We start from the raw sequence: 12,567 nt of genomic DNA on the forward strand, positions 1-12,567 counted from the left end.
AAAAAGAGCAGGAACGAATTCAACATAGCGTATTGGCCCAAACCTAATTTGAATGATGTCTGTTCGATTTTTTTCCTGTAAAGCGGAAAAGGAAGTACCATCAAGAAAAAAAGTGTGCTATATTCATACATAAAAGTAAAAACATTCTGATTTGAATGAGTGTAAGTTGAATGGAGGATAACAGATGAGATACTTAACTGCAGGGGAATCACATGGCCCTCAATTAACGGCGATATTAGAAGGAATTCCGGCTGGTTTGCCGCTAGTGGCAGAAGACATAAATGAAGATTTAGCAAGAAGACAAAAGGGCCACGGTCGTGGTAGAAGAATGCAAATTGAAAAAGATACAGTTGAAATTTTAAGTGGAGTTCGCCACGGCTATACGCTTGGTTCTCCGATTACGCTTGTCGTTGAAAACAATGATTGGAAGCATTGGACGAAAATTATGGGGATTGAACCTATTAGTGATGATGAGATGGATGAAGTAAAGCGTAAAATTTCCCGTCCGCGACCTGGTCATGCCGACTTGAATGGGGCAATTAAGTACGGTCACCGAGATATGCGCAATGTGTTGGAGCGTTCTTCTGCACGTGAAACGACTGTTCGTGTAGCTGCTGGTGCAGTGGCGAAAAAATTATTAAAACAACTGGGCATTAATGTTGTTGGACATGTTCTTGAAATTGGCGGTATTCAAGCAGCTCCGGTAGCGTACCAATCGCTTGAGCAATTGGCGACGGTGACGGAAGAGTCTCCGGTTCGATGCTTTGATAAGGAAGCGGAACCGAAAATGATGCAGGCGATTGACGAGGCAAAACAGCAAGGTGATTCAATTGGCGGTGTTGTCGAAGTCATAGTGGAAGGTATGCCGGTTGGGGTAGGAAGCTATGTTCACTATGACAAGAAATTGGATGCTAAAATCGCGGCAGCTATTATGAGTATTAACGCATTCAAAGGGGTTGAATTTGGAATTGGTTTTGAAGCAGCACGTTTGCCAGGCAGTCAAGTTCATGATGAAATTTTATGGAGTGAGGAAGAAGGCTATACAAGAAAGACGAACCGCTTGGGTGGTCTTGAAGGCGGAATGAGCAATGGAATGCCAATCGTCGTTCGCGGTGTCATGAAGCCAATTCCAACTTTGTACAAGCCGTTAAAGAGTGTAGATATTGAAACAAAAGAAGAGTTTGAAGCGAGTATTGAAAGATCGGATAGTTGTGCGGTTCCAGCTGCTAGTGTAGTGGCAGAGTCCGTAGTAGCATGGGAAATTGCAAGTGCTATCGTTCAGCAGTTTGGACAAGATCAAATGAGTTTCATTGCTGATAATGTAGAAAAGATGCGTACACATGCGAGGGAGTTCTAATGAGAACCATTGATATTCATACCTCATCGAAAACATATCCGCTGTTTCTTGGGGCATCGATTATCGGTGAATTGCCGCGGGTAATTACGGCCATACAGCCAAAGGTAACAAAGGTGCTTGTTATTACAGATGCAGAAGTTTACCGTCTGTACGGGGAAAAAATGATGGATAGTTTATCTACGTCGTTTTCTACTTGCTTGCATATTGTTCCAAACGGTGAAAAGGCCAAATCGTTCGAGCACTTTTATGCATGCCATACATATGCGTTAGAGCAGAAATTGGATCGTCATTCGTTAATTATTGCTTTTGGCGGGGGAGTAGTCGGTGATTTGACTGGTTTCGTTGCTTCCACCTATATGAGAGGGATTCCGTTCATTCAAGTGCCGACGACGTTGCTTGCACATGATAGTGCTGTGGGCGGAAAAGTTGCCATCAACCATGAATATGGGAAGAATATGATTGGCGCTTTTTATCAACCAGGAGCGGTTTTTTATGACATCGACCTTTTACAATCTCTTCCGAGGAAAGAGTGGTTGTCAGGATTTGCGGAAGTGATGAAGCATGCTTTAATTAGCGATTCATCTTTTTATGAGTGGCTGTTGGCGAATGTTTCTTCTGTTGATGATTTGAAAGGAGAGAAGCTAGCTTTTGCCATTGAAAAAGGGATTTTAGTTAAGGCGGGCATTGTGGCGGAGGATGAAACAGAACAGGGAGTACGTGCCTTTTTGAATTTCGGTCATACGCTTGGTCATGCTATTGAAGCGGCGATGGGCTACGGGAAAATTACCCATGGTGAAGCCGTCGTTATTGGGATGGTATTTGCGCTGAAGCTGAGTCAACAAATTCATAAGCTTGATTTCGATCTTGCTCGTTTTTGCAACTGGTTAAAGGAGCTCGGGTATGAAACGGTCATTCCATCTTCGTTGTCGTCTAATGAATTGCTCGAGAAAATGAAAAAGGATAAAAAAAATAAAGCTGACAGCATCCGGATGGTTCTGTTGAAGGAAACAGGAGTGCCGGTTGTGACAGCTGTAGAAGACATCGATTTATTGGCTCTACTAGAAGCAGAGAAAAATACAGCTAGCTAAAATGGCATCTTCAATTTTGTTCCTTGACAGAAACTGAGAGCCTGTAATAGAATGAAGACAGTTGAGAATAGTTTAAATAATTGAATTTATAGTTGAGTTTAGGGTAGATGAGAATGAGAGAGCTGAGAAGAGGTTAGTTGAGTTTAGATTTAATTTGTTCATTTACCCAAAGGTATGTCATGACCTTTGGGTTTTTATGTCTTTATCTATTTATACCCTCACGGATAAAGACTTTTTATACCTACAACCTCATTCTTTTTCTCATTCTCCATCCTTAAAAAAGGATATGGAGGAGTGAGTAAAATGAACAACGCACAAAGTGTTTCCACATTTTTGGAAGATTCTTTTCACTATTTAACAATTCCCATTACAAAAAAGCTATTTATTGATGCTGTTACACCAGTTGAAATGTTTCAAAGGCTCGAAAAAGAGGCGGTGTATTTGCTTGAAAGCAATGATGCTGCATCTCCTTGGTCTAACTATTCCTTCATCGGATTAAACCCCTTTTTATATCTGGATGAAGAGCAAGGAGAGTTCCGTTTAAGTGACGCTGAAAACCAAATCATTTGCAAGAAAGAAAGTTTTGGAGAAATATTCGACGAATCGTTAAAGCTGCTAAAGGTAAAACAGGCGGATGTTCCTTTGCCATTTAAAGGCGGAGCGGTCGGTTATATGGGATATGATGCGGTAGCAATGATGGAAAATATCCCGCTCCCGCAAAACAATGACCTTACAATGAAACGTTTTTATTTTATGTATTGTGAAACCGTGCTGGCTTATCACCATCAACAGAAAGAATTAACGATGATTCATTACGTACGCTTGACGGGTCAAGAAAGCGAACAAGAGAAGAAAGATGTTTATAAAAAAGCGATCAAAGCGCTAAACAGATACATTCAAAAATTGAGTGATTCAAACGTAAAAGCGTCTCCTCTCATGTTTGAACAGACACGTGAAGAGGTTGATTTTACAGAAGTTCAATCAACATATGAGAAAGAAAAATTTCTAGAAGATGTCGAAAAAATTAAAGATTACATTCGAAGCGGGGATATTTTTCAAGCTGTATTATCCCAAAGATTTCAGCTTCCGGTTAACGTATCTGGCTTTGAAATTTACCGAGTGCTGCGTCTCGTCAATCCTTCCCCGTACCTGTTTTACATTAAAGTGGACGGTGCTCAATTAATAGGCAGTTCACCTGAGCGATTAATTCAAATTGAAAATGGGCATTTAGAAATTCATCCAATTGCCGGTACAAGAAGAAGAGGAAAGACAGCGGAAGAAGAAGAAAAGCTTGGCAAGATTTGCTTCATGATGAAAAAGAACAGGCTGAACATTATATGCTCGTCGATCTTGCGCGAAACGACATCGGCAGAGTAGCGGAATACGGATCTGTTCAAACACCGGTCTTAATGGAGCTTGTGACATTCTCACACGTAATGCACCTTATTTCAAAAGTGACAGGACGTCTTGGCGAAAAAGTTCACCCAATTGATGCGCTGTTTTCATCCTTTCCAGCAGGAACGGTTTCCGGCGCTCCGAAAATAAGAGCGATGCAAATTTTAAGTGAGTTAGAGCCAACAGCAAGGAACGTATATGCTGGGACGGTTGCTTACTTGGATTTTGACGGAAACATCGATTCATGTATCGCAATTCGTACCATTTTATTAAAAGATGAATGTGCTTATGTTCAGGCGGGAGCAGGAGTCGTCGCTGATTCAATCCCAGAGCTTGAATGGAAAGAAACACGAAATAAAGCGAGTGCATTAATCCGTACCATTCAATTAGCTAATCAGTTGTATGAAGAGAAGGAGGATTCTTATGTTTCAACATTTGTTTAAAAAGTGTATGAAAGGTGAAACGTTAAGTGTTTCCGAAGCAGAACAGCTTATGGACGGGATTATGGAAGGGGAAACGACGCCGGTTCAAATCGCGAGCTTGTTAACCCTTCTGACATATAGAGGAGAAACCGTTGAAGAAATTACAGGGTTTGTGCGCGGGATGCGAAAGAAAATGGTTCCCATTCAAGTGGAAAGTGAAGATGTAATTGATACGTGTGGAACAGGCGGAGACGGAGCGTCAACCTTTAATATTTCAACAGCTAGTGCAATTGTTGCTTCTTCCCTTGGAGCGAAAATTACAAAGCACGGAAATCGGGCAGTTTCCTCCAAAAGCGGCAGTGCCGATGTTCTGGAATATCTCGGTATTCCCATTCAAGCAACAGGTGATGAGGCGATTCGTTCCTTGGAAGAGACAGGGATGACCTTTCTGTTTGCTCCTATGTATCATCCAGCTATGAAATATGCGGCACAACCACGCAAAGAATTGGGCTTTCGAACGGTCTTTAACGCCCTTGGTCCACTTGCCAACCCTGCTCGTTGCCAAAGACAGGTGATCGGTGTGTATTCGCTGGCTCTAGCTGAGAAATTGGCGCAAGCATTAGTAGAGTTAGGCGCCCGTCATGTTATGCTTGTAGCAGGAAGAGATGGACTTGATGAAATTAGTGCTTCTGCTGAAACGGATGTTGTGGAAGTGAAGAACGGCAAGATTGTTCAATATGTCATTAAGCCGGAAGATTTCGAATTGAAAAGAGGCAATATTGAAGACATGGTTGTTCGAGATGCAGAAGAAAGTGCACAAGTCATTTTGCAAATTCTTCAAAATAAAGGAAAGAAAAGTGCTACAAATGCAGTGCTTTTAAACGCAGGTGCAGCCCTATATGTAGCAGGGAAAGCGGACTCTTTACATAAAGGAGTTCAATTGGCTCAGTATGCATTAGATAGCGGAACGGCCTATCGTCAACTTTTAACTTTACAAAACGATGAGGTGATCCAGCATGCTTAGTCAAATTATTGAAACGAAAAAAGAAGAAGTAAAACAGTTAGTGCTGCCGGAAGTACAAGATGTACGAAAGCACTCTTTTTATGAAGCACTTGTTGCTCCGAAACGCGAAGTAGCACTTATTGCGGAAGTAAAAAAGGCGTCTCCGTCCAAAGGTATCATCCAGCCGAACTTTAACCCGCTTCAAACGGCTCAGCAATATGACGAGGCAGGGGCCGATGCAATTTCAGTGCTGACAGATCGACCGTATTTTCAAGGGAGCCCAGACTATTTAACGTTAATTAAAAGAAATGTTATGCGTCCGGTATTACGCAAAGATTTTATCATCGATTCTCTTCAAATAGAGGAGAGTGCGAGAATGGGAGCAGATGCGATTCTTTTAATCGGTGAGGTGTTAGAATCTACTCAATTGCACGAATTTTATGACGAAGCAAAAGAAAAAGGAATGGATTGCTTAGTGGAAGTTCACAGTGCCGAGACGCTGGAGGGGATTTTACGTTTGTTCCAACCAGCCATTATTGGGGTCAATAACCGCGATTTGCGAACGTTCCGTACGACCATTCAACAAACGGTTGATATCTCTCGACTGATTCCCACAGGCAGTTTGCTTGTAAGCGAAAGTGGTATTAACAATAAAGAAGATATCGCGAAAGTAAAAGAAGCGGGAGCTGCAGGGATTCTTGTCGGTGAGTCATTAATGAGAAAAGAACAGCAAGTTGAAGCGGTTAAAGAGCTATTTGGAGAAGGTATGTATGCAAATTCTTAAATATTGTGGAATGACATGTGCAGAAGACTATCAGTTTGCTTTAAGCAGTGAAGCCACTCATATTGGATTTATTTTCGCTAAAGGCAGCAAGCGGTATGTGCAGCCTGAAGAAGTAAGCCGCTGGGTCTCTGCATTTGGCAAGGGCGGAAAAAAGCTTGTGGGCATCTTTGTAAACGAAGCAATGAACGAGGTGGAGAAAACGGCTGAACAAGTGTCACTTGATGTTATTCAGCTGCATGGAAACGAAAGTGTCGAAGACATGAAGACATTATCGATCGACCGTCCCACAAACATTTGGAAGGCCATCCCTCACAGTGAGAAAGCCGTTGAGCAAATGAAGGAATATGCCTCTATAGTTGACGCTTTTTTAATCGACAGCAAAGTGAAGGGACAATTTGGAGGGACGGGGCATACATTCGATTGGGAATTTGTTCCTGTTTATCAAAAAATGGCCGATTCACTTGGTATTCCTTGTATTATAGCAGGCGGCATTGATTTTCAAAATGCCATGCAGCTTAAGGCATACAAAGTGGATGGAATCGATGTATCGAGTGGAATTGAAACAGATGGACGGAAAGACAGAGAAAAAATAACGAAGTTGGAAAGGGAGATTTTTCATGGCATATCAAGTTCCAGATGAGTTTGGGAGATTCGGAGAATTTGGAGGGAAATACGTTCCAGAGACGCTCATGTATCCGTTGGAAGAAGTCGAAAAGGCATTGGATCAAGCAATGGCCGATCCGCAGTTTTTAAATGAATATATCCATGTTTTAAAAGAGTATTCAGGCCGTCCCACTGCCCTCACATATGCTGAAAATATGTCGAATAAGCTAGGTGGAGCAAAAATTTATTTAAAGCGAGAAGACTTGAATCATACAGGTGCTCATAAAATCAACAATGCCATTGGGCAGGCACTTTTGGCTAAACGGATGGGGAAAACGAAGTTAATTGCCGAGACTGGTGCAGGACAGCACGGTGTGGCCACTGCTACCGTTGCGGCTAAATTCGGGATGGAATGCAAAGTGTTCATGGGAGAAGAAGATATTAAACGCCAAGCATTAAACGTTTTTCGAATGAAGCTGTTAGGAGCGGAAGTAATTCCAGTTTACTCCGGTACAAAAACTTTAAAGGATGCAACGAATGAAGCGATTCGTTACTGGGTTCAACATTGTGAAGATCATTTCTATTTAATCGGATCTGCTATTGGCCCGCATCCTTATCCAAAAATGGTCCGCGATTTCCAACGAGTCATTGGTCAGGAAGCGAAGGAACAATTTGTAAAAGTAGAAGGTACATTGCCGACAGTCGTAGTGGCTTGTGTAGGCGGAGGCAGCAACTCCATTGGCATGTTTTATGATTTTATTAAAGAAGATGTAAAGCTCATTGGTGTGGAAGCGAGCGGAAAAGGGTTGGAAACGAATTATCATGCCGCGACCATGGCTAAAGGAACAAAAGGTGTAATTCATGGTACGATGACATACTTGCTTCAAGATGAAAGCGGCCAAATTACAGAACCTTATTCCATCTCGGCAGGACTGGATTATCCAGGAATTGGGCCGGAGCATTCGTATTTATCCAGTATTGGTCGTGTAAGTTATGAAGATGTAACAGATAACGAAGCGATTGAAGCTCTTCAATTACTGACAAGGGAAGAAGGAATTATTCCCGCAATTGAGTCTGCTCATGCATTGGCAAAGGCATTCCAATTAGCGCCAACGCTTTCGAATGACCAATCCATTTTAGTGTGTTTATCAGGGCGAGGCGACAAAGATGTTCATTCTTTAATTTCACTACTTGAGGAGGAGAAAGCAGATGACCACAACATTTCAGAAGCGTTTGCCACAGCAAAATAACTTATTCATTCCATTTATTACAGCGGGCGACCCGCATCCGGATATAACGGTAGACTTAGCAGTTTCCTTGCAAAAAGCAGGCGCTTCTGTGCTGGAGCTTGGGGTTCCTTACTCGGATCCTCTTGCGGATGGTCCCGTAATTCAGGAGGCATCAAAACGTGCTTTGCAAAACGGGATGTCCATTTTGAAAGCCATTGAGCTCGGTCCGGAAATGAGAAAAAAAGGTGTGAGAATTCCAATCATTCTCTTTACCTATTTTAATCCTGTGTTACAATTAGGCTTAGAACGCTTTTTTACTTTACTGCGAGACAATGAAATTGATGGAGTGCTAATCCCTGATTTGCCATATGAAGAAAGTGAGACGATTCGACATTTGGCTAACCAATTTGGAATTGCTTATATATCGATGGTCGCTCCTAATTCTAAAGATCGTATTCGAAAAATTGCGAATAATGCACAAGGCTTTCTATACTGTGTCTCTTCTTTAGGGGTTACCGGGATGAGAACAGAACTTCCTGAAGGAATTACAAGTTTTCTGGAAGAAGTAAAGGCCGCGGCAAGTATTCCTGTAGCAGTTGGATTCGGGATTTCGGCAGCTGATCAAGTTGATTTGCTAAAGAATCAATGTGACGGCATTGTCATTGGAAGCGCCATTGTCAACAAAATTGCTGATTTGGAAGCTCTTCTTCTGAATCCGGAAACGAGACAACAGGCACTTCAAAATTTTGAAGAATATGTATCTGCCATCGTTTCGCCTATTATAACAAGCGAGGTGTAACAAGGTTGAAGGTAAAAGAACAGTTATTAACGTTATCTCCTTACAAGCCGGGAAAACCGATTGAGGAAGTAAAGAAAGAGTATGGTTTGCAGGAAATCATTAAGTTGGCTTCCAATGAAAATCCATACGGCTGCTCTCCAAATGTGAAGGCCGCGGTGCAAGGAGAACTTGAAAATATGGCGCTATACCCCGATGGCTATGCAACTGCGCTCAGAGAAAAGCTGGCGAACCATCTTGGTGTAGACGAAAAACAATTAATTTTCGGCAATGGTTCAGATGAAGTAATCCAAGTTGTTTGCCGTGCGCTTTTATCTCCTCATACGAATACGGTAATGGCTGCGCCGACTTTCCCGCAATATCGCCATAATGCGGTTATTGAAGGAGCGGAGATAAGGGAAGTGCCGCTTGTGGATGGAGACCATGATTTACAAGGGATGCTTCAGGCGATTGATGAACAAACACGCATTGTGTGGGTATGTACACCAAATAATCCAACTGGTACATATGTGAATGAAGAGACGTTATTGCCGTTTTTAGACGCTGTACCACCATCTGTTCTTATTGTACTAGACGAAGCCTATTACGAGTATGTAAAGGCAGCAGATTTCCCGGAAAGTGTGTCTTTATTAGATAAATATCCGAATTTGCTTATTTTACGTACTTTCTCCAAAGCATATGGATTAGCCTCACTTCGCATCGGATATGGTATTGCTAATGAGGAGCTCCTGCAAAGAATTGAACCTGCACGAGAGCCGTTTAATACAAGCAGAATGGCACAGGCAGCTGCCTTGGCCGCTTTGGAAGACCAATCATTTATTGAAACGTGCAAGCAGTTAAATAAAGCTGGAATGAAGCAGTTTTATGATTTCTGTGAGCAACAAGGCTTCTCTTATTATCCATCTGAAACCAACTTCATTTTAATTGATTTTGGGCGTCAAGGCGATGAAGTGTTCCAATATTTATTGGAAAGAGGCGTCATTGTTCGTTCTGGTAATGCCCTTGGTTTCCCGACCTCTGTTCGAATTACGGTCGGTTCGAAGCAACAAAATGAAAAAATTATTTCGTTGCTTGAGCAATTCGTTCAATCGTAAACATGTACACATGTTATTTTACAGGGGTGGTTCAAAGGAGAAAGCATTTTCTTTTGAACCACCCCCGTTTCCTATTTTTTTCATCAAGGATATATTAAAATGAAGGCATTGATTGAAATGTCGTATGTCAACAATAAGCTTCTGCAGATATGAGGTGCCGGCATGGAAAAAACGGTTTTTATTATTGGCTTAGGTTTAATCGGGGGATCGCTTGCGCTGGCGATTAAAGAAGGACATCCTAGTGCATCTATTATCGGATATGATGTCAACGAAGAACAAATGAGGCTGGCCAAATCTCTTAAGGTAGTGGACGAGGTGTCCGTATCTTTAGAAGAAGGGGCAAAAGTAGCTGATTTTATTGTGATTGCTATTCCGGTTACACAGGCTGAACACATTCTTGGTGAACTGGAATCGTTACCGTTAAAAGCTGGGGTTATTATCACGGATGTCGGGAGCACGAAACAGCAAATGGTTGAAAAGGGTGAACGACTGGCTCAAAAAGGGATTCGTTTTATTGGCGGGCACCCGATGGCTGGTTCCCATAAAAGTGGAGTAACGGCAGCGAAAGTTCACTTGTTTGAAAATGCTTTTTATGTATTAACGCCCTCAGCTGATGTTTCCAGCGGGGACGTGGAGTTATTAATGAACTTGTTAAAAGGAACGAAAGCTCATTTCATCACCATCTCGGCTGCGGAGCATGATGAAATTGCTGGAGTTATCAGTCATTTTCCCCATATTATTGCAGCGAGTCTTGTGCATCAAACGGAAAAGTATCAGAAACGGCATGAGCTTGTAACAACGCTCGCAGCTGGAGGATTTAGAGATATTACACGTATCGCGTCCAGTAGCCCGGCGATGTGGAGAGATATATTACTTCATAATAAAGAGGCATTGCTGTCTATGTTTGAACAATGGATGGATGAAATGAAGGAGATTCGCTTAATGGTGGAAAACGGGGACGGCGATCGAATTTTTGATTATTTCGCTCAAGCGAAGCAGTTTCGTGATGGTCTTCCAATCAAAACGAAAGGTGCCATTCCATCTTTTTATGATTTATATGTGGATGTCCCGGATTACCCTGGTGTTATCTCGGATGTGACAAAACACTTAGCGGAAGAAAAAATTAGTATTACAAATATCCGCATTCTTGAGACGCGGGAAGACATTTATGGTGTCTTGCGGTTAAGTTTTCAAACAGAGGAAGATCGCAATAAGGCGAAAACTTGCTTAGAGCTCCATTCTTATGAAACGTTTCTTCCAATGTAATGTAAGGCATCTGTTCGACCGATAAAATGGATGAGAGAATGAGTTAGTGGAAAATAAATAATCAAGAGCTAAAGGAAGGTGTTTAATAATGAAGCAACGTACATTGCTTACAAATATTAAAGGATTACAAGGAGAGATTTCAGTTCCGGGTGATAAGTCCGTATCTCACCGCGCAGTCATGTTCGGTTCCATTGCAGAAGGAAAAACGGTTATACATAATTTTTTACCTGGGGAAGATTGTTTGAGCACGATTGATTGCTTTCAAAAAATGGGTGTTTCGATTGTGCAAAACGGTGACTATGTAGAGGTAGACGGTAAAGGATTAACGGGTCTTCAAGAACCGTCTGAAATTTTGAATGTCGGGAACTCTGGGACGACAACGCGATTAATACTTGGTATATTGTCTGGTATTCCGTTCCATACTTGTTTAATTGGAGATGAGTCGATTGCAAAACGCCCAATGGGACGAGTGACTGTTCCGCTTCGTTCGATGGGAGCGCAAATTGACGGACGACAAGACGGGAAGTTCACACCCCTTTCCACTCGCGGCGGTTCGTTGAAGGCGATCGATTATCATTCACCAGTTGCCAGTGCTCAAGTGAAATCGGCAATTTTATTGGCCGGTTTAAATGCAGAAGGGAAAACGACAGTGACGGAGCCAGAGAAATCACGCGATCATACTGAACGAATGCTGCAAGCTTTTGGCGTGCAAGTGGAAGTGGAGGGGAATAAAGTATCCATTGAAGGCGGTCAGCAATTGAAGGCAGCGACCATTCATGTTCCTGGTGATATTTCATCTGCTGCCTTTTTCCTTTCGGCCGGAGCAATTATCCCGAACAGCCGAATTGAATTGAAAAATGTTGGTCTCAATCCGACGCGCACAGGCATTATTGATGTATTGACTCAAATGGGGGCAAATCTTGAAATTCGAAACGAACAAGTTAAAAATGGGGAGCCTGTCGGCGACTTGATTATTTCAACTTCCCAATTAAAAGGAATTGAAATTAGCGGTGATATTATTCCTCGCTTAATTGACGAAGTTCCAATTATCGCTCTTTTAGCAACGCAAGCAGAAGGGAAGACGGTTATTAAAGATGCGGCTGAGCTGAAAGTGAAAGAAACGAACCGAATCGACACGGTTGCAACAGAACTACAAAAGCTGGGAGCTAATATTACCCCGACAGAAGATGGCATGATTATTGAAGGGAAAACAGCTCTTCACGGAGCCCATGTTGATAGCCACGGCGACCACCGAATTGGCATGATGCTTGCGGTTGCGGCTTGTATTGCAAAAGGAGAGATGGTACTGCAAAATGATGAAGCCATTGCCGTATCGTATCCGACATTCTTTGAACATCTAGAAATGTTGAGTGTTTAAGCAACGCTTGTCTTAACTGAAACAAATACGATCAGAAAACATAAACAGTGACCCAAATCAAGGACGAATGAGCGTCTCGATGATTTGGGTTTTTCTAATTAGTTGAATAAATGAGCTATCTCCTTTATCATAAAAGGAACTTCCATCAATGG

At 42.2% G+C, this 12,567-nt stretch carries 10 protein-coding genes and 1 pseudogene; all 11 read left to right on the forward strand.

The window, feature by feature from the left end:
* The first annotated feature begins 184 nt into the window (after positions 1-184).
* The 11 genes and pseudogenes from aroC (at position 185) to aroA (ending at position 12,415) form a co-directional block, all read left to right on the forward strand.
* The gene (aroC, locus tag ACXAEO_RS04360) at positions 185-1,357 is read left to right on the forward strand and encodes a chorismate synthase (RefSeq protein ID WP_474878408.1); all 1,173 of its coding nucleotides are present in this window, start codon (positions 185-187) and stop codon (positions 1,355-1,357) included.
* Positions 1,357-2,445, forward strand: coding sequence for a 3-dehydroquinate synthase (gene aroB / locus ACXAEO_RS04365; RefSeq protein WP_474878410.1), 1,089 nt, complete (start codon positions 1,357-1,359; stop codon positions 2,443-2,445). Before aroC ends, aroB begins: the two co-directional genes overlap by 1 nt.
* A gap of 408 nt (positions 2,446-2,853) precedes the next feature.
* Positions 2,854-4,283, forward strand: a pseudogene (gene trpE, locus ACXAEO_RS04370) (anthranilate synthase component I).
* The gene (gene trpD / locus ACXAEO_RS04375) at positions 4,264-5,286 is read left to right on the forward strand and encodes an anthranilate phosphoribosyltransferase (protein WP_474878413.1); all 1,023 of its coding nucleotides are present in this window, start codon (positions 4,264-4,266) and stop codon (positions 5,284-5,286) included. Before trpE ends, trpD begins: the two are co-directional and overlap by 20 nt.
* Complete coding sequence (gene trpC / locus ACXAEO_RS04380; protein ID WP_474878416.1) at positions 5,279-6,049, forward strand: indole-3-glycerol phosphate synthase TrpC; 771 nt, start codon at positions 5,279-5,281, stop codon at positions 6,047-6,049. The genes trpD and trpC overlap by 8 nt, the downstream gene beginning before the upstream one ends.
* Complete coding sequence (locus ACXAEO_RS04385; protein WP_474878418.1) at positions 6,036-6,689, forward strand: phosphoribosylanthranilate isomerase; 654 nt, start codon at positions 6,036-6,038, stop codon at positions 6,687-6,689. The genes trpC and ACXAEO_RS04385 overlap by 14 nt, the downstream gene beginning before the upstream one ends.
* Positions 6,667-7,902 carry a tryptophan synthase subunit beta gene (gene trpB / locus ACXAEO_RS04390; RefSeq protein WP_474878421.1) on the forward strand — a complete coding sequence of 412 codons (1,236 nt, stop codon included), beginning with the start codon at positions 6,667-6,669 and terminating at the stop codon, positions 7,900-7,902. The genes ACXAEO_RS04385 and trpB overlap by 23 nt, the downstream gene beginning before the upstream one ends.
* Entirely contained in the window at positions 7,862-8,680 is an 819-nt protein-coding gene (gene trpA, locus ACXAEO_RS04395) for a tryptophan synthase subunit alpha (protein ID WP_474878424.1), read from the forward strand. Before trpB ends, trpA begins: the two co-directional genes overlap by 41 nt.
* 5 nt (positions 8,681-8,685) lie before the next feature.
* Positions 8,686-9,771: a histidinol-phosphate transaminase gene (gene hisC / locus ACXAEO_RS04400; protein WP_474878426.1), complete on the forward strand. Its 1,086-nt coding sequence runs from the start codon at positions 8,686-8,688 to the stop codon at positions 9,769-9,771.
* A gap of 162 nt (positions 9,772-9,933) precedes the next feature.
* Positions 9,934-11,037, forward strand: a complete 1,104-nt coding sequence (locus tag ACXAEO_RS04405; protein ID WP_474878428.1) for a prephenate dehydrogenase — start codon at positions 9,934-9,936, stop codon at positions 11,035-11,037.
* An 88-nt stretch (positions 11,038-11,125) separates the two neighbouring features.
* On the forward strand, positions 11,126-12,415 hold the full coding sequence (gene aroA / locus ACXAEO_RS04410; RefSeq protein WP_474878430.1) for a 3-phosphoshikimate 1-carboxyvinyltransferase: 1,290 nt from the start codon (positions 11,126-11,128) through the stop codon (positions 12,413-12,415).
* The last annotated feature ends 152 nt before the right edge of the window (positions 12,416-12,567 follow it).

This window comes from Bacillus sp. ABA4_010 (assembly GCF_056159105.1).